14 protein-coding genes are annotated in these 24876 nt (G+C 69.4%); 9 read left to right on the top strand and 5 right to left on the bottom strand.

The features are described 5' to 3' along the window. The first annotated feature begins 3 nt into the window (after positions 1 to 3). Positions 4 to 1299, top strand: coding sequence for a pitrilysin family protein (locus J2X36_RS09080; protein WP_310348586.1), 1296 nt, complete (start codon positions 4 to 6; stop codon positions 1297 to 1299). A gap of 209 nt (positions 1300 to 1508) precedes the next feature. After that, a complete protein-coding gene (locus J2X36_RS09075) occupies positions 1509 to 4394 on the top strand; it encodes an EAL domain-containing protein (protein WP_132249582.1) in 2886 nt (961 codons plus the stop codon). Positions 4395 to 4397: 3 nt separating this feature from the next. Here the strand turns inward: J2X36_RS09075 and J2X36_RS09070 are convergent, their stop codons facing one another. Then, positions 4398 to 4766, bottom strand: a complete 369-nt coding sequence (locus J2X36_RS09070) for a response regulator (RefSeq protein WP_310348583.1) — start codon at positions 4764 to 4766, stop codon at positions 4398 to 4400. Positions 4767 to 5106: 340 nt separating this feature from the next. On the opposite strand from J2X36_RS09070, the gene J2X36_RS09065 reads away from it, so the two are divergent. The 3 genes from J2X36_RS09065 to J2X36_RS09055 all read left to right on the top strand — a co-directional run bounded on the left by J2X36_RS09065 (position 5107) and on the right by J2X36_RS09055 (position 6841). Next, positions 5107 to 5454, top strand: coding sequence for a hypothetical protein (locus J2X36_RS09065; RefSeq protein ID WP_310348581.1), 348 nt, complete (start codon positions 5107 to 5109; stop codon positions 5452 to 5454). A 36-nt stretch (positions 5455 to 5490) separates the two neighbouring features. Then, entirely contained in the window at positions 5491 to 6420 is a 930-nt protein-coding gene (locus J2X36_RS09060; RefSeq protein ID WP_310348580.1) for a ferredoxin--NAD(+) reductase, read from the top strand. A gap of 79 nt (positions 6421 to 6499) precedes the next feature. Continuing rightward, a complete protein-coding gene (locus J2X36_RS09055; protein WP_310348577.1) occupies positions 6500 to 6841 on the top strand; it encodes a hypothetical protein in 342 nt (113 codons plus the stop codon). A gap of 94 nt (positions 6842 to 6935) precedes the next feature. Here the strand turns inward: J2X36_RS09055 and J2X36_RS09050 are convergent, their stop codons facing one another. Continuing rightward, positions 6936 to 9467: a glycogen/starch/alpha-glucan phosphorylase gene (locus J2X36_RS09050; protein ID WP_310348573.1), complete on the bottom strand. Its 2532-nt coding sequence runs from the start codon at positions 9465 to 9467 to the stop codon at positions 6936 to 6938. A 297-nt stretch (positions 9468 to 9764) separates the two neighbouring features. On the opposite strand from J2X36_RS09050, the gene J2X36_RS09045 reads away from it, so the two are divergent. From J2X36_RS09045 to J2X36_RS09030, 4 genes are all read left to right on the top strand, one after another. After that, on the top strand, positions 9765 to 11366 hold the full coding sequence (locus tag J2X36_RS09045) for an alpha-amylase family glycosyl hydrolase (protein WP_310348570.1): 1602 nt from the start codon (positions 9765 to 9767) through the stop codon (positions 11364 to 11366). Between the two features lie 188 nt (positions 11367 to 11554). Then, positions 11555 to 13090: a glycogen synthase GlgA gene (gene glgA / locus J2X36_RS09040; protein ID WP_132249596.1), complete on the top strand. Its 1536-nt coding sequence runs from the start codon at positions 11555 to 11557 to the stop codon at positions 13088 to 13090. Between the two features lie 168 nt (positions 13091 to 13258). Further along, positions 13259 to 13444 (top strand): hypothetical protein, encoded by a 186-nt coding sequence (locus J2X36_RS09035; RefSeq protein WP_132249598.1) that lies wholly within the window; start codon positions 13259 to 13261, stop codon positions 13442 to 13444. A 437-nt stretch (positions 13445 to 13881) separates the two neighbouring features. Continuing rightward, a complete protein-coding gene (locus J2X36_RS09030) occupies positions 13882 to 15579 on the top strand; it encodes a methyl-accepting chemotaxis protein (RefSeq protein ID WP_310348564.1) in 1698 nt (565 codons plus the stop codon). Between the two features lie 153 nt (positions 15580 to 15732). Here the strand turns inward: J2X36_RS09030 and glgB are convergent, their stop codons facing one another. The 3 genes from glgB to J2X36_RS09015 all read right to left on the bottom strand — a co-directional run bounded on the left by glgB (position 15733) and on the right by J2X36_RS09015 (position 24843). Beyond that, on the bottom strand, positions 15733 to 18033 hold the full coding sequence (glgB, locus tag J2X36_RS09025; protein WP_132249600.1) for a 1,4-alpha-glucan branching protein GlgB: 2301 nt from the start codon (positions 18031 to 18033) through the stop codon (positions 15733 to 15735). Then, a complete protein-coding gene (gene treS / locus J2X36_RS09020; RefSeq protein ID WP_132249602.1) occupies positions 18034 to 21300 on the bottom strand; it encodes a maltose alpha-D-glucosyltransferase in 3267 nt (1088 codons plus the stop codon). 159 nt (positions 21301 to 21459) lie between these two features. After that, positions 21460 to 24843: a maltotransferase domain-containing protein gene (locus J2X36_RS09015; protein WP_310348562.1), complete on the bottom strand. Its 3384-nt coding sequence runs from the start codon at positions 24841 to 24843 to the stop codon at positions 21460 to 21462. Positions 24844 to 24876: the final 33 nt, after the last annotated feature.

Raw genomic sequence — 24876 nt, 5'->3', positions numbered from 1 at the left:
GCGATGAACCGGCACTTCGCGACGCACGGAGCCTCCCCCGGCCTGAAGGTGAGCCGCCTCGCCAACGGCCTGACCGTGACCACGGAAGCGATGCCCGGCGTCGCCACCGCGACGCTCGGGGTCTGGGTCGGCGCAGGCTCCCGCCATGAGCGGGCCGACGAGCACGGGCTGAGCCACCTCCTCGAGCACATGGCGTTCAAGGGCACGCGCAGCCGCTCGGCCCGGGTCATCGCCGAGGATATCGAGAATGTCGGCGGCGAGATCAACGCGGCCACCAGCGCGGAGAGCACGAGCTACACCGCCCGCGTCCTCGGCGAGGATGCCGGCGTCGCCCTCGACGTGATCGGCGACATCCTCACGAACTCGGTCTTCGACGCGGACGAGCTCGCCCGCGAGAAGGGCGTGATCCTGCAGGAATACGCCGCCGTCGAGGATACGCCGGACGACGTCGTCTACGACGCCTTCACCGAGGCGGCCTTCCCCGACCAGCCGATCGGCCGCCCGATCCTGGGTCGCCCCGAGACGATCGCGAGCTTCGACGGCGGTGCCATCGAGAGATATCTCGCCCGCGAGTACACGCCGGACCGGATGGTGCTGGCCGCGGCGGGCGCCGTCGAGCACGACGAGATCGTCGCGGCGGCCGAGCGGCATTTCGGCGGCCTCGGGGGCGCGACCGCGCCCGAGGCGGCGCCGGGCGTGTATGGCGGCGGCGAGCGGCGCCTGCAGCGCCACCTGGAGCAGGCGAACCTCGTCCTCGGCCTGCCCGGCCTTTCCTTCCGCCACGACGATTACTACGCCCTCCACATCTTCGCGCAGGTGCTGGGCGGCGGCCTGACCTCGCGGCTCTGGCACGAGGTCCGCGAGACCCGGGGTCTCGCCTACGAGATCCAGGCCTTCCATTGGCCCTTCTCCGATTGCGGCCTGTTCGGCATCGGCGCGGGCACCTCGGCCCGCGACCTGCCGCAACTCGTCGAGGTGACGCTGGACGCCACCGTGCGGGCAACGCGCGACCTCGATTCGGCTGAACTCGCCCGGGCCAAGGCGCAGCTCAAGGTCGCCCTGCTCACGGCGCTGGAAACTCCGGGCGGGCGCATCGAGCGCAACGCCCGCCAGCTTCTGGCCTGGGGCCGGGTGATCCCCTCCGACGAGGTGATCGCCAAGGTCGATGCGGTCACGGTCGACCACGTGCGGGCAGCCGGTCGCGCGCTCCTCGGGGGCGCGCCGACCCTTGCCGCGATCGGCCCGATCGCGAAGCTGCCGAGTCTCGATCGGGTCGCCGCGCAGCTGAAGGCGGCCTGAGCCCCGGCTGGGAAGCGGAATCCGCCTCCCGTCCCCAACTTGTTTTGGCCGCAAAAGCGCGCGATCGACTCCCCCGGTGTCGCGGCAGGAAGCGGTGGGCGCCCTCTCCCGGCCCGGGCTGCTCGCCTTGCCGCTGGCGGGGGCGGCCTTTACCACTGCCCGGAACCTGAGCCGTATCGTTGCCGCCGCCCGGCCGGAATTCACGCCCGTTGCGCATCCTCGCCACCGTCCTCGCCGCCCTCGTCACGGCTCTCGTCGGATCGCTGCTCCTCAGCGCTCCGGCGCGCGCGGTCGAGGCGGTCCGCGTCACCCTCGACTCCCCCGTGATCGACCTGACGCCGATGATCGAGCGCTACCGCTCGGACGGCGACCTGATCCAGATCTCGACGGCGCCGGGCAAGGACGGGATCGTTCGCCGCATCGTGGTGAAGGCGCGCGATGCGGGCGCGCGGCCCGACTGGATGGTGTTCGCCCTCACCAATGACACCGACGAGCAGATCGACCGGCTCCTCGTCGCCCCGCATTTCCGCCTCGTCGGCTCGGGCGTGGTCTGGCCCGATCTCGGCGGCTCGCGCATCGCCGCCATCACCGCGAGCCAGGGCATCCGGCCGGAGCGGGACGAGAACCCGGAAGCCGACCAGTTCGTCATTACCCTCGATCCCGGCACGACCGTCACCTTCGTGGCGGAGCTGAGAGGGCCGAACATCCCGCAGGTCTACCTCTGGGACCAGGAAGCCTACCGCAAGAAGTCGACGGGCCTGACGCTCTACAAGGGCATCATCATCGGCATCGCGGGGCTCCTCGCCCTGTTCCTGACGATCATCTTCGTGGTGAAGGGCGCGATCATCTTCCCCGCCGCGGCCGCGCTCGCTTGGGCCGTGCTCGCCTATGCCTGCATCGATTTCGGCTTCCTGCAGCGAGTCTTTCCCGTCACCGAGGTGGCGGAGCGGGTCTACCGGGCCTCCGCCGAGGCGATCCTCGGCGCCACGCTCCTCGTCTTCCTGTTCGCCTACCTGAACCTCGCCCGCTGGCACGTGCGCTACAGCCACGTCGCCTTCTTCTGGCTCGCCTTCCTCGCCGGGCTCGTCGGGCTCGCGGTGTTCGATCCGCCGGTGGCGGCGGGCGTCGCCCGCATCTCGATGGCAGCGGTCGCCGGCGTCGGCCTGCTGCTCATCGTCTATCTCGCCGCGCATAACGGCTACGACCGGGCGATCCTCCTGGTCCCGACCTGGGCGCTCCTTCTCGTCTGGGTGGTGGCGGCGGGCTTCGCCATCACGGGGCAGATCGGATCGGACCTCGTGCAGCCGGCGCTGATCGGCGGCCTCGTCCTCGTCGTCATGCTGATCGGCTTCACGGTGATGCAGCACGCCTTCGCGGGTGGCGGCCTCACCCACGCCCTCGTCTCCGACACCGAGCGGCGGGCGCTCGCGCTCACAGGTGCCGGAGACGTGGTGTTCGACTGGGACGTGCCGGGCGACCGCGTCTTCGCCGGCCAGGAGATCGAGGGCCAGCTCGGCCTCAAGCGGGGCGCCCTCGAGGGTCCGGCCGCCAACTGGCTGAACCTCCTCCACCCCTTCGACGTGGAGCGCTACTCCGCGGCCCTCGACACGGTGATCGAGGAGCGGCGCGGCCGCATCGTCCACGATTTCCGCCTGCGCGCGGCCTCGGGTGCCTATTACTGGTACCGGCTGAAGGCCCGGCCCGTGATCGGCTCGGACGGCGAGGTCATCCGCATCGTCGGCACCATCGCCGACGTGACCGAGCTCAAGACCGCCGAGGAACGGCTCCTGCACGACGCGGTCCACGACAGCCTCACGGGCCTGCCGAACCGCGAGCTGTTCGGTGACCGCCTCGACGCGGCGCTCGCCTTCGCGAGCCAGGACCCGCGCCTGAAGCCCACCGTGATCGTGCTCGACATCGACCGGTTCAAGGCCATCAACGACGCGATCGGTCTCTCGGCCGGCGATTCGATCCTGCTCACGCTCTCCCGCCGCCTCGGCCGCCTGCTGCGCCCGCAGGACACCCTCGCCCGGGTCGCAGGCGACGAGTTCGCCGTGATCCTAGTCTCGGAGCGCGATCCCGACCGGATCCTCGCCTTCGCCGAGATGATCCGGCGGACGATCGCCACCCCGATCACCTACGCGGACCGCGAGATCTTCCTCACCGTCTCGGTCGGCATCGCGCTGCACGAGACCGGGGCGGCGCAGAAGCGCGAGGAGGTCTTCAAGAACGCCGAGATCGCGATGGTCCAGGCCAAGCGCGGCGGCGGCGACCGCCTCGAAGTCTTCCGCGCCCATATGCGCAACGAGCGCTCGGACCGGCTGATGCTGGAGAGCGACCTGCGCCGGGCGATCGAGCGCAACGAGATCAAGGTCCTGTTCCAGCCGATCGTGCGGCTCGAGGATCGCACGGTGGCCGGCTTCGAGGCGCTGCTGCGCTGGGACCACCCGAAACTCGGCCGGATCCCGCCCTCGACCTTCATCCCGATCGCCGAGGAGAGCGGCTTCATCGTCAATCTCGGCGTGTTCGCCCTGGAGCGAACGGCGCTCGAACTCGCTGCCTGGCAACGCTCGCTCGATGTCGAGCCGCCGATCTTCGCGAGCGTCAACGTCTCCTCGCGCCAGCTCCTTCGGCACGATCTCCTGCACGACGTGAAGACCGTGCTCGCCCGCTCCGGCGTGCTGCCGGGCTCGCTCAAGCTCGAGCTCACCGAGAGCCTCGTGATGGAGAACCCCGAATATGCCGCCCAGATGCTGGCGCGGATCCACGACCTCGGCGCCGGGCTGTCGCTCGACGATTTCGGCACCGGTTACTCGGCGCTGTCCTACCTGCAGCGCTTCCCCTTCGACACGATCAAGATCGATCAGTCGTTCGTCCGCCAGATGGCCTCGGGCAAGAGCGTGATCCTGCGCTCGATCGTGAAGATGGCGACCGAGCTCGGCCTCGCCATCATCGCCGAGGGCGCCGAGTCGGAGGCCGACGCGCAGGCGCTGGCCGAACTCGGCTGCGAGTATGCGCAGGGTTACGCGTTCGGCGAGCCGATGACGATGCATCAGGCCCGCCAACTCGTCGGCGCGGCGCCGGAAGCCGCCTGAGGTTCAGGCCGGCGCGCGCGCGCAGAGCGAGGCCAGGGCCGCAACCAGTCGGCGGGCCTCGACCGGCTTGCGCTGGATCGGCAGGTCCGGCCACGCGAGGCGCATCTCGCGCGGCAGGATGCCGGCCGTGCAGATGAGCACCGGTATGCCCGCCGCGATGAGCCGGTGGGCCGCGGGCGTCGCCTCTCCGTCAGCGAGGTTGAGATCGAGGATGGCGGCATCGAGGCGCTCCGCCTCGATCAGGCGGATCGCGTCGCGGTTCGTGCGCGCGGGGCCGACCACGCACCCGTTCACGTCCTCGACGATGTCCATCAGTTCCATCGCGATCAGGATCTCGTCCTCGACGATGAGGACCTTTCGGCCAGTCAACATCGATCGCTCCCAGACAGGCGCCTGAGCGAGCCGCGGCTCGTTCCATGTCGTGCGATAGGGGTTTGCACAGCGCCGCGTCGCGGCCTCTTGGCCACTGCCGAAGCACCGCCGCGCTGCCGGGTCAGGATGCGGCCGGCAACCGGGCGCGTCAACGCGATTGCGGGAACGGCAGGAGGCGCGGCGCGAGATTTATTTTTGCCGGCTCGCGGAACCTTCAGGCCGCGGTGACTGGCATCTTGAGCGATGCATTTAAACCTCCCTTAACCATGATGGTCGAAGACTGGATCTCGGTTCGGTCGCGGCGTCCGTCTGCGGAGTCCGGCCCTGTGGGAGACGCGTGATGGCCGATGTGGCGCGGCGGGTACGTGATGGCGGCGGGTCCGACCTCGTGCGGCGGCTGATCGCGCGGCCGATCCGCTTCGACGTCGCGCGGCACGTGCCGGTCCCGGTAGCCTCGCCGGCGGCGACGCCGATGGACGAGGATTCCGACGAGCCCGGCGATCTCGTTCGCCTGCGGGCCGAGATGACCGTGATGAAGGCGGTCCTCGACGCCGAACGTCGCGAGACGGCGAAGCTTCGGGCGACGGTGCGGAGCGTCACCGGCCCCGAGCCGGTCGGCGAGGAGGCACGCGCCGTCCGCGACCGCTGGGCGACGCTCGTCGACGGCATCCTGAACGCGCAGCGCTGACCCGCACCGATCATCGACAAGAACCAGGAGACGACCATGAGCGCCCGCTGCTCACTCGTCGTCAACGGCAAGTCCGTGCGTGTCTCCACCGGCGATACGCCTCTGGAGGCCGCGCTCGCCGAGGGTATGATCGCGTCCCCGCAAGGGATGCACGGGGCCGCAGCGCCCGGCCACGCCGCGCCGGCAGCGCGACGGATGCCCGGACGCGGTCACCGGCCCGACATGACGAAGCTGCCGCTGCCCCGGCCGCAGCCCGCGATCACGTTGCCGGCCGTGCCGGCCACTGCGCCGGTCAAGCGCACGGGCACGGTCACGGAGATGCGCGCGCTCTCGCCCCGCGTGATCGAGATGGTGGTCACGGTGACCCGGCGCCTGCCGCTCGAGCCCGGCCATCAGGTCGTCCTCGCGCTCGATGGGCTTGAGCCGCTGACCCTCTCCCCGACCCTGCGCGTGGACGGTTCCGCGGAGCTGAACGAACTCGTCTTCCACCTTCCGCACGATCCCGCCGCACCGGGACCGGCCGCCTCCATCGCGGTCGGCGCCGCCGCCAAGGTGCGGGGCCCTGTCGGGCGCGCTCAGTACCGGCCGGGTGGCGGGCGTCTGATCCTCGTCTCGGACGGGGCGGGCTTCGCACCCGTCTGGGCCGTGGCGCGGGCCGCGCGCTACATCGAGCCCGCCCGCGACATGGCACTCGTCATCGGCGCCCGCGACCCGCTCGACCTCTACATGCGCCCGTCCATCGACTGGCTGCGCGCAACCGGCATCGGACGGATTACCCTCGTGGCCGACCGGAGCCGCCAGCGACCGCCGGATGTGCGCCCGGGACCCCTCACCGCGCACGTGCCGCCCCTGCGGACCACCGACGTGGTGCACGTGGCCGGATCGGGCTCGACGGTCGGCGCCGTCGAGGTCCTCGCGGCTGCCGCCGGAGCGCGCTGCTATCCGCTCCTCGTCCCCGGCGCATGAGGGCTGGCCGAGGAATCTCGCGCGATTGACCCTACGGCCAAGGCGGGGCACCTTTCGGGCCGCGTGGCGGGAGCCCTCCGTGCCGTTCGATCTCTCCGAAGCCAGACGGACCCGTGATCTTGTGAGGGATCTGCACGACCTCACGGAGAAGCTGCGCGCCACCGTGCAGACCTCGCGCGCCATCGCGGCGCGCGCCGAGGCCCGCGGCGAGGCCGGCCGGACTTCCCTGAAGAGCCTGCTCATCTCCGAACCGCACGATCCGGTCGAGGGCGTCATCGACGGCCTGGCCTATGCGTGCGAGCACAGCGCCGCCTACGGCGACCCTGCGGTGGATTCCCTGATCCGAACCGCCCTCTGGCTGATCGGCCGGAAGATAGGCGCGCGCGAGAGTGCCGGAGCCGAGGGGAAGACCCTGCACTGAGAAGCTTGGCCGCCGAGCGATTAGGTGGAAGCGCCGGCGCCCGAGCGGAACGGTTCGCGGGGACGCGAGCGTGTCGCCCCGCCCCCGCGCGGCCTCAGCCGAGCCGGACCCGCCAGATCTCGTCGGCGTATTCCCGCATGGAGCGGTCGGAGGAGAACCAGCCCATCCGGGCGGTGTTGAGGATCGCCCTGCGCCACCATCCGGCCGGGTCGGCCCAGGCCGCGTCGATCTCGCGCTGGGCGCGCCAGTAATCGTCGAAATCGACGGTGAGCAGGTACTGGTCGCGGTGGCGCAGATCGTCGACGAGAGGCCGGAAGCGGTTCGGCTCCTCGGGCGAGAACCGGCCGGAGGCGATCATGTCGAGGGCGGCCGCGAGGCGCGGCGAGGCCCAGATCGCGTCGCGGGCGTAGTTCGGCACCGCCATCCGGGTCTGCACTCCGGCCGCGTCGAGGCCGAAGATGAAGATGTTCTCCGGGCCGACATGCTGACGGATCTCGATGTTGGCGCCGTCGAGCGTGCCGACCGTCAGCGCGCCGTTCAGCGCGAACTTCATGTTGCCGGTGCCCGACGCCTCCATGCCGGCGGTCGAGATCTGCTCGGAGAGGTCGGCGGCCGGGATGATCGCCTCGGCGAGACTCACCGAGTAGTTCGGCATGAACACGACCTTGAGGCGGTCGGCCACCTCGGGATCGTCGTTGACCGCTTTCGCCACGTCGCAGGCGAGCTTGATGATGAGCTTCGCCTGGGTGTAGCTCGGGGCCGCCTTGCCACCGAAGATCTTAACGCGCGGCGTCCAGTCCCGGTGCGGCTCAGCCTTGATCGCCTGGTACAGCGCCACCGTCTCGATGACGTTGAGGAGCTGGCGCTTGTACTCGTGGATGCGCTTCACCTGCACGTCGAAGAGCGCCGACGGATCGATGTCGATCCCGGTGCGGTCGGAAACGATCTGCGCGAGGGCCTCCTTGCGGTCCCGGCGCACCGCCGCGTAGCGCCTGACGAAGCCCGCGTCGCTCGCGAAGCGCTCGAGGTCGCGCAGGGCCTCCGGATCGTCGAGGACGCGCGACCCGACCGCCTCGACGGCGAGGCGCGTCAGTCCAGGATTGGCGTTGTGGAACCAGCGCCGGAAGGTGATGCCGTTCGTCTTGTTGACGATCTTCTCGGGCTCGAGGGCGTGCAGGTCCCGGAACACCGTGGAGCGCATCAGCTCCGTGTGCAGGGCCGAGACGCCGTTGACGCGCCGCGCGCCGTGGAAGGCGAGATGCCCCATGCGCACGCGCCGGCCGTGGCTCTCGTCGATCAGCGAGACGGAGGCGAGATGGGCCGCATCGTGCCGCCCGTGCTTGCCCTGCTCCTCAAGGTGCATCCAGTTGATCAGGTAGATGATCTGCATGTGGCGCGGCAGCAGCCGCTCCATCAGCTCGACCGGCCAGGTCTCGAGCGCCTCGGGCAGGAGGGTGTGGTTCGTGTAGTGCAGCGTGTTCGAGGTGACGTGCCACGCATCCTCCCAGGACAGGTGGTGATCCTCCAGGAGGAGGCGCATCAGCTCCGGAACGGCGATGGCGGGATGGGTGTCGTTGAGCTGGATCGCGGCGTGATCGTGCAGGCTGCGCACATCGCCGCGCTCCGCCACGTGGCGGCGGATCAGGTCCTGCAGGGATGCGGAGGTGAAGAAGTATTCCTGGCGCAGGCGCAGCTCCTGGCCGGCCATCGAGGAATCGCTCGGATAGAGCACCCGCGAGATCGCCTCGGCCCGGGAACGGCTCGAGACCGCGCCGACATGGTCGCCGCCGTTGAACTGGGCGAGATCGACCGGCGCCTCGGCCTCCGCCTTCCAGAGGCGCAGGGTGTTCACGTGCGCTCCGCGCCAGCCAACGACCGGAACGTCGTGGGCGACGGCCCGAACCGTCTCGGCCGGGTGCCACTGCCGCCGGATCACGCCCTCGGACACCGCCGACATGGTGACGTGCCCGCCGAAGCCCACCGTGTAGGTCGCCTCGGGACGCACGAACTCCCAGGGATTGCCTTCGGCGAGCCAGGTCTCCGGCGCTTCGCGCTGCCAGCCGTCCTCCAGCGATTGCCGGAACAGGCCGTGGTCGTAGCGGATGCCGTAGCCGATCGCCGGGATGCCGATGCTCGCCATGCTCTCCATGAAGCAGGCGGCGAGGCGCCCCAGGCCGCCATTGCCCAGCGCCGCGTCCGGCTCCGCGCCCTCGACGGTGCCGAGATCGATGCCGAGATCGGCCAGCGCCGCGCGCGTCGTCTCGACGAGGCCGAGATTGTTCATGGCGTCGGACAGCAGGCGTCCGATCAGGAATTCGAGGGAGAGATAATAGACGCGCTTGTTCGGTACCGCGTGGCCCGCGCCCATGCAGGCATCGACGATCCGGTCGCGCAGCGCCAGGGCGGTCGCGGCGAACCAGTCGCGCTCGCGGGCGGTCGTCGGGCTCTTGCCGATCCCGTAGGCGAGCTTGGCGAGGATCGCCTCGCGCAGGTCGGCCACGGCGTCGCCGGAGGTGGCGCGAACGGGGGCGCTCCAGGCCGGGACCGCGTTCGCTTCCGGCGGGCGGGACGCGGCGGGGCTCTTGTCCTCGGCCTTGTCGGTAGCGGTCAGAAGGTCGTTCAACACGGGAAACCCCCAATTCGCGGCTGCTCTTCGAGCATCCAGTCCAGGCCCCGCCCGCTTCTTCCGGCGGCGGTCGACCCGGGATGTGAAACCAGACATCGTGAGTTCGCGCGGCCGCCCTGTCGAGTGCCGAAGCGGCGTCCGCCCGCGGCGACGAGCGGTCCGCCCCGCGCCTGTGACCGCGTGGACACAGATCGGAGCCTGCCTGCAAAACCCGTCATCAATTTGGCGCGCCGGTCTTGAAGAGAAGCTGAATGAGGCAACCTCCGCCGGGCCTGCTTCCTACTGGAGAGACGACGCATGAGCGGCACCGTCTGCAGCCCAACGGTCTGGTGGAGGAGCGGCACCGTCTATCAAGTCTATCCGCGCTCGTTCCAGGACTCGAACGGCGACGGGATCGGCGATCTGCGGGGCATCACGCGCCGGCTCGACTACATCGCCTGGCTCGGCGTCGACGCGGTCTGGATCTCGCCGATCTACCCCTCGCCGATGGCCGATTTCGGCTATGACGTGGCCGATTATTGCGGCATCGATCCAATTTTCGGGACGCTCGACGATTTCGACGAGCTCGTCGCGGAGGCCCATCGCCGCCGCCTCAAGGTGATCCTCGACTTCGTCCCGAACCACAGCTCGATCGCCCATCCCTGGTTCACCGAGGCCCGCGCGTCCCGCAACAATGCCCGGCGCGACTGGTACATCTGGCGCGACCCGGCCCCGGATGGCGGGCCGCCCAACAACTGGCTCAGCAATTTCGGCGGCCCGGCCTGGACCTTGGACGAGGCGACCGGCCAGTACTATTATCACGCCTTCCTGCGCGAGCAGCCGGACCTGAACTGGCGCAACCCCGCCGTGCGGGCGGCGATGCACGACGTGCTGCGCTTCTGGCTGGAGCGCGGCGTCGACGGCTTCCGCGTCGACGTGATCTGGCACCTGATCAAGGACGAGGGGTTCCGCGACAATCCGGAGAACCCGGATTTCCTGCCCCACCAGCCCGAGATCAACCGCTTCGCGCAGGTCTACTCCGCCGACAGGCCGGAGGTTTTCGACGTCATCGCCGAGATGCGGCGCGTCCTCGCGCCCTACGGCGACCGGGTGCTGATCGGAGAGATCTACCTGCCGATGGAGCGGCTCGTGGCCTATTACGGCCCCGACCTCGACTGCGCGGATCTGCCCTTCAACTTCCAGCTGATCCAGACGCCCTGGCGCGCCGACGCGGTCGCCGACCTCGTCGAGAATTACGAGGCGGCACTCCCCCCGGGCGGCTGGCCCAACTGGGTGCTCGGCAACCACGACCAGCCCCGCATCGCCGCGCGGATCGGCCTGCCGCAGGCGCGGATTGCGGCGATCCTTCTGCTGACGCTACGGGGCACGCCGACGCTCTATTACGGCGACGAGATCGGCCTAGACCACGTCTCGATCCCGCCGGACCGGGTGCAGGACCCCTGGGAGCGCAACGAGCCCGGGCATGGACGCGACCCCGAGCGCACGCCGATGCAGTGGGACGACGGGCCGTATGCGGGCTTCTCGACCGTGGAACCGTGGCTGCCGCTCTCGGCGGACGCGGTCTCCCGCAACGTCGAAGAGATGCGCGACGCCGCCGACTCGATCCTGACCCTCTACCGCCGGCTCCTCGGCCTGCGCCGCGAGCATGCCGCCCTCTCGGTGGGCAGCTATCGGACGGTGCCCCTCGGCGTCGACGAGGTCTTCGCCTACGAGCGTTTCGAGGACGGCACGACGATCCGCGTGATCCTGAACTTCGGCGAAGCCGCCCACCGCCTGCCGCTGCCTGAGGGCACGGGCTGGACGGTGCTCCTGTCGAGCCGGGCCGGGCAGGCCGGCACGCGGCTCCGCGACGATCTGGTTCTGGAGCCCTCTGAGGGTGTCCTCCTGCTGCTGTCCTGAGAGCAGGCGCCCTTCTTGCTGCAATGCGATGCAGGTTGCCCTCGCATCAAGGAAGCGTTAACCGACATCGTGGCCTGACTTGTGCATTGCAGCGGAACGAGTGCGGCACAGGAACGTTGACGATGACGACGTCGGTCGCGGGCAGGGGCGCCCGTCACGAGCCAATCGCTCGCCGTGGGGACGCTTTGATGGCCTATGCCGGTTTCGCGGACGCTCCGAGGTTCGGAGCGCCCGTTCCGCCTGCCGACTTCCGCGCTTCCCTCCCCGACCTCCGAACTTCCCTTCAGCCCCGCATCCTCTACGCGACCCCCGAGATGGCGGATTTCGTGAAGACCGGTGGACTCGGCGAGGTCGCGGGCGCCCTGCCCCGGGCGCTGCGCAACAATTTCGATGTCCGGGTGCTCATCCCCGGCTACCGGCAGGTGGTCGACGCCTTCACCGAGATCCCGGTCGTGGCGCGCCTCGAGGCCCAGGCAGCCGTGCCGCCCTGCGACCTCGGCCTCGTCGAGACGGGCGACGGCCTGCGTATCTACGTACTGCTCAGCCCTGACCTCTACGACCGCGACGGCACGCCCTACGGGAATGGGGCCGGCGACTTCCCCGACAACGATCTGCGCTTCGCCCGACTCAGCCTCGCGGCGGCCGAGATTGCGCTCGGCGCCGACCCCGCCTGGGCGGCGGACCTTCTCCACCTCAACGACTGGCAGGCGGCGCTCGCCCCGGCCTATCTCGCCTGGCGCCAGCTGCGGGTGCCGAGCGTCCTGACGATTCACAACCTCGCCTATCAGGGCCTATTCCCGCGGGACAACCTCGCCCGCCTCGGCGTGCCCGAGCACGCCTTCCAGATCGACGGCGTCGAGTTCTACGGGCAGCTCTCCTTCCTCAAGGCCGGCATCTACTACGCGTCGCACGTCACCACCGTGAGCGAGACCTACGCCCGTGAGATCATGACCCCGGAATCGGGTTGCGGCCTCGACGGACTCCTGCGGACCCGCGCCGGCCAGGGCCGGCTCACCGGCATCCTCAACGGCATCGACGAGACCTGGGACCCGCGCACGGACCCGCACCTCGTCACGCGCTTCGAGGCCGACGATTGGAAGGGCAAGCGCGCCAACGCCGAATCGGTGCGGCACCAGTTCGGCCTCGCCGTCTCACGTGGCCCGCTCTTCGCCATCGTCTCGCGCCTCGTGCACCAGAAGGGCATCGACCTCTCGATCCAGGCCGCCGAGACCATCGTGGCCGAGGGCGGGCAGCTCGTCGTGATCGGCCAGGGCGAGAGCCGGTTCGAGGAGGCCCTGCGCGGTCTGGCCCGGCTCCATCCGGATTCGGTCGGCGTCCATGTCGGCTTCGCCGAGACCGATGCGCGCCGCATGTTCGCGGGCAGCGACTTCCTGCTCATGCCCTCCCGCTTCGAGCCCTGCGGCCTCGCGCAGATGTACGCTCAGCGCTTCGGGTCTCTGCCGATCGTGCGCCGCACGGGTGGCCTCGCCGACACGGTCGAGGACGGGGTGACGGGCTTCACCTTCGCCGATTCGTCGCCGAAGGGCTTCCTCGGCGCCGTCCGCCGGGCCCTCGACACCTTCGGCGAGAAGAAGCGCCTGAACGCGATGCGGCGCAACGCGATGGCGAAGACCTTCGGCTGGGACGAGGCCGCCACGAGCTACACGTCGCTCTACACGCGGGCCTTCGGCAACAACGCGGCCGTGCGCTGGCGCGCGGCCTAGATCGCGATCCGCGATCCTCCGATCGCCCTGAGGAATTCGCTCCTTCGTTCACCCGAACGTTTCTTGTCCGCTCCCGCGTCGCCGGTTCTCGGCGCCGGAGCGAGCAGGTGCGCGTCCGCTCCCGGCCTTGCCGCGGTTCCCGCCCAGGCGGAGCGCGACATTCCCGTCATGCGGTTTCCCATCCTCCGGCCGGTGCTCGACTTCTCGCGGCGCTCGCAAGAGACCTCTGCCCTCTGCGCCGAGGCGGACGCCCTGATCGACGAGGCCCCGCAAAACGTCACGGCGATCGTCCGAGAGAAGCGGGTCGGCCACGACACATTCTGGGACGGCAACAAGGCTCCTGACGCCCGATAGGGTGGAACGCCTGCGCAGCGGGCTTCGCGCCGCCGGGACGAGCCCTGAACGATTGGCGGACCTACGGCTTCGACGAGATCGCCGACGCGGCGCTCGCGGCGGAACTCCTCACCCTCCTCCGCGACGTCTGGGGATACTCCGGAGCGACGAGGCTCACGGTTCGCAGGGAGCAGGCGCATCGGCTCGGGAGAGCCTGGGAGCGGCCCGGCCATCGTCCCTCCAGTACGGAAGAAGGCGGACCAATCCGAGGGGCCATCCGGCGGTCTCTCCGCCGGCCCCGTATCCTAAGCGTTTGTTGACGGGTATATTGTCTTATTCCTCACAATCTTGGGGGGAATGCCGTGGGTAAGCTGGTCAGATCATTTTCTGCACTGTGCGTTGTCAGTATAATCGCGGGCGCAACTCTGGCGGGAGCTATCTACCAGAATGAGGCGGCCGTGGCGCGCGTGGTGCGGGCTCACGAGACCCGGCTCCAATCGCTCCTTCTCGCCGACGAGATCCGCCAGAGTTCCGACGACCTGACGCGCCTCGGCCGGACCTACGTGGTCACGGGCGATCCCGTCTGGAAGCAGCATTATGAGGATGTGCTGGCCATCCGCGCGGGGCGGCGCCCGCGGCCCACGGATTATCACCGCATCTACTGGGACCTCGTGGCCGGCGGCGAGGCGAGGCCACGCCCGGACGGCGAGGCGGTCGCCATCGGCACCCTGATGGACCGGCTGGGCTTCACCGCCGAGGAGACGAGCAAGCTGGCGGAGGCCGTGCGCAACTCGGACGGCCTCGTCAGACTTGAGGTCGAGGCCATGAACCTCGTCGAGGGCAAGGATGCCCAGGGCGCTCCCCTCGCGCAGTTGGACCGCGAGGCGGCACGGACGCGCGCGGCGGCTCTCGTTCATTCGGGAGAGTACCATCGCTTCAAGGCCGCGATCATGCGGCCGTTGGACGAGTTCTACGTGCTCCTCCAAGTCCGTACGACGGAGACCGTCTCGCGCTACGAGGCGGATGCGGCCTTGTGGTCCCGGGTGGTGCTCGGGGCACTCGCCTTCACGATCGCGTCCGTGTTGGCGCTGGGCTTCTTCGCCTACCGGGCCCTTGTGGGCGGCTACGCGGCCGTGGGAGCGGCGATGGCCACGGTCGCAGAGGGCGATTACCAGCACGCGGTTCCGGGGCGTGAGCGCTCCGACGAGGTCGGCGACATGGCCCGGCGCCTGGAAGCGCTCCAGCAGGGGTTGATCCGAGCCGAGGAGGAGCGGCGCCTGCGCGAGGGGGTAGAGCAGGCGCGTGCGCGGCGTGCCGGCACCGCCGCGATGGCGGACGCCTTCGAGGCGACGATCGGCACGATCGTCGGGCGGCTCGCGGCCTCCGCCGACGAACTCCAATCGACGGCCCGGAGCATGAGCGAGACGGCCGCCGAGACGACCGGCCGGTCCGCCGACGTCGCTTCGGCGGCCTCGGCGGCGTCCGCCCACGTGGAGAGCGTGGCCTCGGCGGCCGAAGAGCTCGGCGCCTCCGTCGATGAGATCGCGCGACAGGTGGAGGAATCGGCCACTCTCGCGAGAGCGGCCGTGTCGGAGGCGGGCCGCACCGCGGCTCTGATCGGCGATCTCAGCAACTCGACCACGCAGGTCGGCGACGTGGTGGCGATGATCTCGGCCATCGCCGGGCAGACCAACCTTCTGGCGCTCAACGCGACGATCGAGGCGGCGCGGGCCGGTGAGGCGGGCCGCGGCTTCGCCGTCGTCGCCGCCGAGGTCAAGGAACTCGCGAGCCAGACGGCGCGGGCCACCGACGAGATCTCGCGTCAGATCGGCGGTATCCAGGACGCGACCCGTCAGGCCGTGGCCGCAATCGGCGGCATCGGGGCCCGCATCGAGGAGATGAGCACGGTGGCGACGACGATCGCCTCGGCGGTCGAGGAGCAGGGTGCGGCGACCCGGGAGATCGTGCGCAGCGTCGAGCAGGCCGCCTCGGGCACGGGTGGGGTGACGCGGAATATCGCGGGCGTCGCCGATGCGGCCGGCGAGACCGGAGCGGCGGCGGCGCAGGTGCTGGGTTCGGCCTCCGGCCTGTCGCGCCAAGCCGAGCATCTCGGCACTGAGGTGGCGCGCTTCCTGGCCGAAGTGCGCGCGGCCTGAACGCTGACCGCTCCTCGACCAGTTGAAGGCCGACGCCTGCCGGCACTGCCGCATCCCCCGCCCTGAGGCGTCGTGACGAGGAGCATCAGCCCAGCGCGGGTCGGGCCTCGGGTGGCCGAGGATCGCCTCCGAGGTCCCGAACCCCCGCCGAGTTCAGGCCTCCAGCACGAAGATCATCGTCCCGAGCGGAGGCAGCGTCAGGCAGAGGGACTGCGCCTGACCGTGGCTCTCGCTGCCGTCGGCGTGGAGGCCGCCCATGTTGCCGACGTTCGAGCCGCCATATCCCGCGGCGTCGGAGTTGAACGCCTCCCGGTAGAAGCCGGGCGCTGGCACGCCGATGCGGTAGCCCTCGCGCGGCACGGGGGTGAAGTTCGAGACGACGATCGCGATCTCGTTCGGCTGCTTGCCCTTGCGCGCCCAGGCGATGACGCTGTTGTCCTGGTCGTCTGCCACCAGCCACTGGAAGCCGCTTGCCTCGACGTCGCGGCTGTAGAGGGCCGGCGTCGATACGTAGAGGTGGTTGAGGTCGCGGATCACGTCCTTGACGCCCCTGTGCAGGGGATCGTCGAGCAGGTGCCAGTCGAGCGACTGGTTGTGGTTCCACTCCCGCTCCTGGCCGAACTCGCCGCCCATGAAGAGCAGCTTCTTGCCCGGGTGGCCCCACATGAAGCCGTAATAGGCCCGGAGGTTCGCGAATTTCTGCCAGCGGTCACCCGGCATCTTGCCGAGCATCGAACCCTTCCCGTGCACCACCTCGTCGTGGGAGAGCGGCAGGATGAAGTTCTCGGAGAAGGCGTAGAGCAGGCCGAAGGTGAGGTCGTGGTGGTGATAGCGCCGATGGACCGGCTCCTTCGAGATGAACTGCAGGGTGTCGTGCATCCACCCCATGTTCCACTTGAAGCCGAACCCGAGACCGCCCGTGTAGGTCGGGTGCGAGACGCCGGGCCAGGAGGTGGATTCCTCGGCTACCGTCAGGGTGCCTGGCGCGTGGCTGTAGGTCGCCTCGTTGGTCTTGCGCAGGAAGTGGATGGCGTCGAGGTTCTCGTTGCCGCCGTACTGGTTCGGGATCCACTCGCCCGCGCGCCGCGAGTAGTCGAGGTAGAGCATCGAGGCGACGGCATCCACGCGCAAACCGTCGAGGTGGTAATGCTCCAGCCAGAAGCGGGCGTTGGCGGCGAGGAAGGTCGAGACCTCCGTGCGGCCGAAATTGTAGATGTAGGTGCCCCAATCCTGGTGGAAGCCCTGGCGCGGGTCGGCGTGCTCGTAGAGGTGCGTGCCGTCGAACTGGCCGAGCCCGTGCGCGTCCAGCGGGAAGTGGCCCGGCACCCAGTCGAGCATGACGCCGATGCCGGCCTCGTGCGCCGCGTTCACGAAGTGCACGAAATCCTCCGGTGAGCCGAACCGGCTCGTCGGGGCGAAGAGCGAGACGGGCTGGTAGCCCCACGACCCGTCGAACGGGTGCTCGGTGATCGGCAGAAGCTCGATATGGGTGAAGCCCATCTCTTTGACGTAGGGGATGAGACGGGCGGCGAGCTCCTTGTAGGTCAGGTAGCGGTTGCCCTCGTCGGGCACCCGGGCCCACGAGCCGAGATGGACCTCGTAGATCGAGATCGCCGCGTGACGCGGGTCCTTCCGGCCGCGGCTCTCCATCCACGCCGCGTCCCGCCAGTCCGGTTCGCCCAGGCCGTGCAGCACGGAGGCCGTCTCCGGCGGCTGCTGGGCCGCGAAGGCGACGGGATCGGCCTTGAGCGGCAGCAGGGCGCCGTCCGGTCCGCGCACCTCGTACTTGTAGGTCGCGCCGGCCTTCAGGCCCGGGACGAACAATTCCCAGATCCCGCCGTCGCGCCACAGGCGCATCGGGTGGCGGCGGCCATCCCAGTCGTTGAACTCGCCGACGACGCTGACGCGCTTGGCGTTCGGAGCCCAGACCGCGAAGCGGAACCCGTCGATGCCGTCGAGCTTTCCGGCCTGCGCGCCGAGAATCCGGTAGACGACGTTGGTGCCGACCTCGCGGAGCGCGTTGACGTCGTGCTGCTCCAGAGAGGAGCCGAAGCTGTAGGGATCGTGTCGGCGCCGCTTCTGCCCGTCCCAGAGCTCGACCTCGATCTCATAGAGGGGACGGCCCTCGCTCGGGACCTTGGCCACGAAGAACCCGTCGGGATGGCGGCGCTCGAACGGAATGCGCGCGTCGCCGACGACGAGCGTCGCGCCCTTCGCCTCGGGCAGCACGGCGCGCACCTCCCAGGCCTTCGGCCCGATCTGGTGAGGACCGAGCACGGCGAAGGCGTCGCCGTGGTTCGCCGCCATGACGGCGGCGACGGCGTCCTTGTGGACTGTCTTGGCCTCATCGGTCGTCGTCGCGGATTTCGGGGCGGTGGGCGGGACCTCGGTGGCACGAGCCGCGCCCGATGCTGGAGCGGCCTTGGTCGCGAAGGTCTCGTCGATGCCCGTCATTCACATGCCTCTCTTGGCTTCGTCCAGAATGTTGAGAACCCCACGGGCCGGGATTTCGATCCAGTCCGGCCGGTTGTTCGCCTCGTAGTCGACCTCGTAGAGCGCCTTGGTGAGGACGCAGAGCTTGAGCAGCCGCGCGTGGGTCTCCGGATCGGTCACGGCGGCCCGGCTCGTGCGCACGGCGGTCTCATAGCCGTCCAGGAAGGCTGCATCGATCATGCCGCGCCACGCGATCGAGGCGTTTCGGGCGCGCTCCTCCGAATCGGCGAAGCGGCTCGCGATCTCGCGGGTGACGGTCTCCGCGCCGTAGGCGAAGGAGCGCAGCATGCCGGCCACGTCCCGCAGGGGCGTCGACTTGGCGCGGCGCTCGTCCGCCGGGCGGGAGGGCTCGCCCTCGAAATCCACGATGACGAGGTCGCCCTCGGATGCCAACACTTGGCCCAGGTGATAGTCGCCGTGGATGCGCGTCTTCCAGGCGCCCCGCGGCGGCTCGGCCGTGAGACGTTCGATCAACCCCTCGACCTCGCCCCGGCGGGCAGCCAGAGCCGCGCTCGCGGGCCGGCCGGCATCGAGGCCGCGATCGGCCATCGCGGACAGCCCGCGGAAGGCCCGCTCCGCCTGATGGCGGGCGTCGCGCCCGAGCACGTCGAGATCCTCGCTCGTGAAGGGCTCCGCCGCGAAGGCCGGGTCGTCGGTCTCCAGGGCGAAGGCGTTGTGCATCTCCGCCGTGCGGCGGCCGAGGAGGTCGGCCCAACGCAGGTGGGCGTTGAAGGCCTCGTCCGGCGTCGGCGCCTCGCTCTCGGGAGCGAGGACCACCGTGTCGAAGTCGCGGCGCAATCCCTCAAGCATCAGGGTCCACGCATCACCCTGGTTGAGCACATAGCGCTGCAGGAGAGCGAGCGCCGTGCGGGTCCCGTCCGCCGCGACGTGTTCCAGTGTGCCGAGCAGGGCCGGCGTGTTGGCGAAATGCGCCTTCTCGGTGAGGAAGCGCCCGACCTCGATCTCCGGGTGCGTGCCGGGCTGGAGCCGCCGCAGCAGCTTCAGCATCATCTTGGCGCCGATGGCGATCGACGTGTTGCTCTGCTCCGCCGAGAGGCGGCGCACCTCGCCCTCCTCGAAGGGCATCTCGGGATCGAAGGCGGAGGTCGCCGTGAAGACGAGAGTGCCCGTCTCCGTCGGGATCTCGCGGCCGGCGCGCATGCTCTCGACGAGGCTGATCGCGAAGGCGGGCGAGGCGGCCGCGCCGTAGAGGAGGCCGAGGCGCGGACCGCGGCGGACGCGGGCGACCGCATGCGGCATCAATCCCTCGTCCTCGCGGCCCTCGTCGACGCCGACGGGGACGAAATATTCCTGCCGCTCGCCGTTCGCGAGCTGCACCGCGACCCGCGGCAGCAGGAACCTGGCCTCACCCGAACCGTCCTTCAGGGCGGCGGTATCCGTCACCTGAACGGCCTTGATGCGCGAGCCCTTGGCGCCGAACCAGCGGCGGCTCGCCAGGAAGGGCGGCACTACCGTGCGCTCGAAGGCCGTGCGCTCGCGCCCCGCCATCAGGGTCTCGATGCCGCCGGTGAGCACGAGGGTGAACAGTTCCGGCGCCTCGGGCTGGGGTCCGACCGCGCCGGTATTCGCGGCGCTCAACGTGAACCAGTAGAAGCCGTAGGAGGGCAGCGTGAGCAGGTAGGGCAGCTCGCCGATCGGCGGGAACTCGGTGCCGCCCGTCAACTCGATCGGCACGGCGCTGCGCAGCTCGGAGAGGTCGAGCTGAACGGCCTGGGGCGCGCGCGAGAGGTTTGCCACGCACAGCACCCGCTCGCCCTCGAACTCGCGGATCCAGGCCAGCACCTTGCGGTTCGACGGGTAGAGGAACTGCATCGTGCCGCGGCCGAGCGCGACGCTGTTGTTGCGGATCGCGATCATGCGCCGCGTCCAGTTGAGCAGGCTTGTCTGCGCCTGAGTCTGCGCCTCGACGTTGATCGCGTCGAAGCCGTAGATCGGGTCCTGGATCGCAGGAAGGAACAGCTTCTGCGGGTTTGCCCGTGAGAACCCGCCGTTCCGGTCCGGCCCCCATTGCATCGGCGTGCGCACGCCGTCGCGGTCGCCGAGATAGATGTTGTCGCCCATGCCGATCTCGTCGCCGTAATAAAGCACGGGCGTGCCCGGCATCGACAGGACGAGGGACTTCATCAGCTCGATCTTGCGCCGGTCGTTCTCGAGCAGCGGCGCGAGGCGGCGGCGGATGCCGAGATTGATGCGGGCGCGGCGCTCGGCTGCGTAGAACGACCAGAGGTAGTCGCGCTCTTCCGCCGTGACCATCTCGAGCGTTAGCTCGTCGTGGTTGCGCAGGAAGATCGCCCACTGGCAGCCCTCCGGGATCTCCGGGGTCTGGCGCATGATGTCGGTGATCGGGTGCCGGTCCTCGCGGGCGATCGCCATGTACATGCGCGGCATCAGCGGGAAGTGGAATGCCATGTGGCACTCGTCACCGTCGCCGAAATACTGCGCCGTCTCTTCCGGCCATTGGTTGGCTTCGGCCAGCAGCATCCGGTCCGGATAGCTCGCGTCGAGCGCTGCGCGGATCTTCTTGATGACGGTGTGCGTCTCGGCGAGGTTCTCGCAATTCGTGCCGTCGCGCTCGATCAGGTAGGGGATCGCGTCGAGGCGAAGCCCGTCGACGCCCATGTCGAGCCAGTAGCGCATCACCTCGATGACGGCGTCCAGCACCTTCGGGTTGTCGAAGTTGAGGTCCGGCTGGTGCGAGTAGAAGCGGTGCCAGAAGTACTGCTTGGCGACCGGGTCCCAGGTCCAGTTCGAGGCTTCCGTGTCGAGGAAGATGATCCGCGTGTCGGCGTAGGGCTCGTCCGTGTCCGACCAGACGTAGAAGTCGCGCTCCGGCGAGCCGGGAGGCGCCTCGCGGGCACGCTGGAACCAGGGATGCTGGTCCGAGGTGTGGTTGATCACGAGCTCCGTGATGACGCGAAGGCCGCGCTCGTGCGCCGCCTCCACGAAGCGCCGGAACGCGTCCATGTCGCCGTAGGAGGCGTTGATGTCCCGGTAATCCGCGATGTCGTAGCCGTCGTCGCGCAGCGGCGAGGGATAGAACGGCATCAGCCAGATCGCGGTGACGCCGAGATCGCGCACGTAGTCGAGCTTCTGGGTGAGCCCCTCGAAGTCGCCGATCCCGTCATTGTTCGAGTCGAAGAACGACTTGACGTGGATCTGGTAGATGATGGCGTCACGGTACCACTGCGGATCGCTGCGATCGATCATCGCGTCGCTGCCTCATGAAACGGAACTTTGGATGTTCGCTGGCTGCCGCACGACGGGGTCGGTCGGTCCGTGAACGTTCGGTGGGGTTTCCACCCCATCATCTTGGCGACAGCGCGACGACGGGCGCCGCGCGGCTGCGATCTCGTGACACCGACGCCCTCATTCCGCAACCCGCCGCGGCAGGCTGAGTCGCCAGACGATGCAGGACCGCTCGGCGGGATCGAGGGCGATGCGGTGCGACTTGCCGTAGAGTTCGAACCGGTAGCCCTGCAGCAGGTCCTCCACCGCCACGGCCCCGTGATCGCCCTGCCCGAACAGCCAGAGCGGCACCTCATAGGTGCATTCCTGGCGGTTCTTCGGGTCGAGGTTGACCATCACGAAGATGCAATTGTCCCCTTCCGGCGACATCTTCGCGTAGGCGATGATCTGATCGTTGAAGGCGCCCGTGAAGACGACATTCCGGAAGTCCCAGAGGGCCGGGTTCTCGCGGCGGATGCGGTTGAGCTTGACGATGTGCTCGCGGATGTTTCCGGGCCGGTCGTAGTCCCAGGCTTTCAGCTCGTACTTCTCGGAGTTGAGGTATTCCTCCTTGCCCGGATAGGGCGCGGCCTCGCACAACTCGAAGCCGTTGTAGATGCCGTAGACGGAGGAGAGCGTTGCGGCCAGCGTCGCCCGCACGATGAAGCCCGGCCGGCCGCTGGTCTGGAGGTAGTAGGGGTTGATGTCCGGCGTGTTGGCGAAGAAGTTCGGCCGGTAATACTCGCCCATCTCGCCCGCGAGCTCGAGGGCGTAGTCGGTCAGCTCCTGCTTCGTGTTGCGCCACGTGAAGTATGTGTAACTCTGCTGGTAGCCGGCCTTGGCGAGCTTCTTCATCATCTTCGGCCGGGTGAAGGCCTCGGCCAGAAAGATCACGTCGGGATAGCGCCCGTTCACCTCGCCGATCATCCATTCCCAGAACGGGATCGGCTTGGTGTGCGGGTTGTCGACGCGGAAGATGCGCACGCCCCGCTCGGCCCAGCCCATCACGATGTCGCGAAGCTCGATCCAGAGGGAGGGCAGCGCGCCGCCGTAGAAATGGACGTTCGAGATGTCCTCGTACTTCTTCGGCGGGTTCTCGGCGAACTTGAGCGTCCCGTCCGGGCGCCACTCGAACCATTCCGGGTGGTCCTTGATCCAGGGATGGTCGGGCGAGCACTGGATCGCGAAATCGAGGGCGATTTCCATGCCGTAAGCGTGGCTGGCCGCCACGAGGCGCTCGAAATCGGCGAAGGTACCGAGATCGGGGTGCACGGCCTCGTGGCCGCCCTCCTCCGAGCCCACCGCGTAGACGGAGCCGACATCGCCCGGCTCTGCCTTGAGCGTGTTGTTCTTGCCCTTGCGGTTGGTGCGACCGACCGGGTGGATCGGCGTGAAATAGAGCACGTCGAAGCCGAGCTCGCGGATCTCCGGCAGACGCCGGATCACGTCGTCGAACGTGCCGTGGCGGTTCGGATCGCCCGATTGCGAGCGGGGGAAGATCTCGTACCAGGCCGAGAAGCGGGCCGCGAGCCGATCCGCGATGACCGGAATCGTCACGGGATAGCGCGAGGCGTTGACCCGTTCGGCATTGCGGCGGATGAGCTTCGTGGTCTCGGGCTCCAGGATCAGCCGGAGTTGCGCGGCCGAGCCCGTCTCCTCGGCGCCGAGCGCCGAGACAACGGCGGCGAGGCGCTCCCGGTCGCGGCCCGTGGCGAGGCTCGCGGCGGCCTCGACGATGGCGATGCCCTCGATCGTCTCCAGCGTCACGTCGATGCCGGCATCCCGCTTCTTCAGCGTGTCGCGGACCCAGGACGAGAAGCCGTCCCGCCACGCCTCGATGGTGAATTCGTAGCGGCCGTTCTGCTCCAGGGGGAAATGGCCGCCCCAGCGGTCGTTGTCGATGAACACCATCGGGTCGCGGCGCCACGCGCTCTCGCCGACGGGGCGCGAGAGGATCGCGGCGTTGATGATCTCGTGCCCGTCGGAGAAGATGTCCGCCTCGACCTGCAGGCTCTCGCCGACGATCCGCTTCACGGGGGAGCGGCCGCCGTCGATCTCGGGGCTCACGGCCTCGATCACGACACGGCCTTCGCCCCGCGGGGTGCCGCGGCTCGGCAATTCTGCGACGACGGCCCGGTCGGCGGCGAGGATGCGGAACTCGCCCGGCACGAGGTCGATGGCGGAGCCCGGATGGAAGGCGATCGGTTCGGCCTGCGGCGTCCGGTCGACGAAGGTGCCGAGCTGACCGCCGGTTCGGGCGATCAGCGCGCCGGCATCGACCGGGACCGGGCGCGAGCCGGGGTTGAACAGGACGAGGATCGCGTGGCGCGCCGAGGCCGGATGCCCCGTGTCGAAGCGCGCCAGGGCCAGGAACCCCGCATCCGGCGCCGAGATCCGGGCCTGGGCGCCCTCGACATTGGCGGCGGGCAGCTCCGCCCGCAGGGCATTGATCGCGGCGATTCCGGCTGAGATGTCGAGGCCGCTCTCGGTCTCGCGGTCGCTCGGGTTCGTGTCGACCACGTGCAGCGCCCGCCGGTAGCCCCACTCGTACCCGATCGGCATCAGCACGCCGGCGGAGAAGAAGGCGGCCAGCGCATAGCGGTTGAGGAGGCCCTTCGCGACGGCGTCCGGCTCACCCGGCAGCTCGGCGGCGAGCCGGGCCATGTCGTGGTTCTCGGGGAAGGCGATCGAGGGCGCGATGGTGCGCAGCCGCTCGTACTGCTCGAGAGCCCAGGGCGCCCGCAGGTCCCACCACGCGAAGGAGTTGAACAGGTAGTCGAAGCCCGCGCCCGCCGTCGCCCTCGCCTCCTCGAAGGTGCATCCGAGCGTCTCGGCCGCGAACAGGCAGGCGCGGTCGCGCGCCTTCGCCCCGCCGATCAGCCCGCGCCAGACGTCGGGCGGCACCTTGTAGGCGGCGTCGCAGCGGAAGCCCGCGACCCCGAGCCCCTGCAGGCGCGCGACGTATTCGTCCCAGATCCGGGTCAACTCGCGGCGTGCCTGCTCGGAATGATAGTCGAGCTCGGCGAGATCCCCCCAGATGGTGCGCTTCGTCGGGTCGTCGGGATCGACCGCGTAGGGACTGGCGGGCTGGCCGGTCTCGTCCTTCACGAAGAGGTCCGGCCGCTCGCGGGCGAGGCGCCCGTCATTGGCCGTGTGGTTGACGACGAGGTCTGTCATCACCCGCAGGCCCTCCGCGCGGGCGGCCGCGCAGAAGCGGCGGATCTGCTCGTCGTCGGGCGTCCCGTCGAGGTCGCGCAGGCGCTCGTCGAGGGCGTCCGTATCGGCCACCGCGTAGAGGCTGCGCGAGCCGCCGGTCTGATGGAACGGATTGAGGTAGATCCAGTCGAAGCCGAGACGGGCGATCCGCGGCAACTCGCGGGTCCAATCCGAGACCCGGCCCACGAGGAGCGGGAACAGGTTGTAGATCCGCGGGCCCTCCGCGCGCGGCGCGAGGCCCGCCGGCAGCGCGACGGCCTTCGCGCCGGTCGCCTTGTGGGTCCCCGTGGCTGTGGTCGGTGCGTTCATGCTGCCCTCGGCGTGTCTCTCATGATGTCGTTC

The organism is Methylobacterium sp. BE186 (genome assembly GCF_031457035.1).
Lineage (GTDB): Bacteria > Pseudomonadota > Alphaproteobacteria > Rhizobiales > Beijerinckiaceae > Methylobacterium > Methylobacterium segetis.
This window is presented reverse-complemented; position numbering and strand designations above follow the sequence as displayed.

What these genes read in the sequence shown, in the direction of transcription:
- J2X36_RS09080 (WP_310348586.1), top strand. Translation starts at nt 4, where the DNA reads ATGAACCGGCACTTCGCGACGCACGGAGCCTCCCCCGGCCTGAAGGTG.
- J2X36_RS09065 (WP_310348581.1), top strand. Translation starts at nt 5,107, where the DNA reads ATGGCCGATGTGGCGCGGCGGGTACGTGATGGCGGCGGGTCCGACCTC.
- J2X36_RS09035 (WP_132249598.1), top strand. Translation starts at nt 13,259, where the DNA reads ATGCGGTTTCCCATCCTCCGGCCGGTGCTCGACTTCTCGCGGCGCTCG.
- glgA (WP_132249596.1), top strand. Translation starts at nt 11,555, where the DNA reads ATGGCCTATGCCGGTTTCGCGGACGCTCCGAGGTTCGGAGCGCCCGTT.
- J2X36_RS09060 (WP_310348580.1), top strand. Translation starts at nt 5,491, where the DNA reads ATGAGCGCCCGCTGCTCACTCGTCGTCAACGGCAAGTCCGTGCGTGTC.
- J2X36_RS09070 (WP_310348583.1), bottom strand. Translation starts at nt 4,766, where the DNA reads ATGTTGACTGGCCGAAAGGTCCTCATCGTCGAGGACGAGATCCTGATC.
- J2X36_RS09015 (WP_310348562.1), bottom strand. Translation starts at nt 24,843, where the DNA reads ATGAACGCACCGACCACAGCCACGGGGACCCACAAGGCGACCGGCGCG.
- J2X36_RS09045 (WP_310348570.1), top strand. Translation starts at nt 9,765, where the DNA reads ATGAGCGGCACCGTCTGCAGCCCAACGGTCTGGTGGAGGAGCGGCACC.
- treS (WP_132249602.1), bottom strand. Translation starts at nt 21,300, where the DNA reads ATGATCGATCGCAGCGATCCGCAGTGGTACCGTGACGCCATCATCTAC.
- glgB (WP_132249600.1), bottom strand. Translation starts at nt 18,033, where the DNA reads ATGACGGGCATCGACGAGACCTTCGCGACCAAGGCCGCTCCAGCATCG.